Here is a 500-nt window from a genome sequence, read left to right as displayed (position 1 = left end):
AAAGATGCGACGGGTTGTTATGCGTTAGTAGACTTTACTATTGTGGTACACCCATTACCAAGCGTCGTTGCGGTAACGGACTTTATCCAATGTGAATTATTCACCGATAATATTGATACTTTTGATTTATCAACAAAAGACGAAGAAGTCTTAAACGGACAAGACGCGACGCAATTTATAGTAAGCTATCATGCGAGTTTAGCTGATGCCGAAGCTGGCACTAATGACTTAGTAAGTCCTTATACCAACACGGCAAATCCACAGCAGATTTTTGTAACGATAACCAATAATGTTACCGGCTGTTCAATCAGTACGCAGAGTTTTTATATCGAAGTTCAGGAGGCCGCACAGGCTAATCCAGATATGGAACCTATTGTACAAGAAACCTGTGATGATAATATGGAAACCGATGGTAACCCAGCGAATGATAGTGCTCAGTTTGACCTTACGGATAATGATGAATTTATTCTAGACAGTCAAAACCCAGACAACTACATTGT

The 500-nt window shown here is 40.0% G+C and carries 1 pseudogene; it reads left to right on the top strand.

Annotated features, from left to right (window positions below):
- Positions 1–500: pseudogene (locus tag HM982_RS18735) on the top strand (hypothetical protein); the annotation flags it as partial.

This window comes from Winogradskyella vidalii, assembly GCF_013403955.1.
Taxonomy (GTDB): Bacteria; Bacteroidota; Bacteroidia; order Flavobacteriales; family Flavobacteriaceae; genus Winogradskyella; species Winogradskyella vidalii.
Note: the sequence above shows the minus strand (reverse complement) of the source record. Positions and strands in the feature narration are given on the sequence as shown.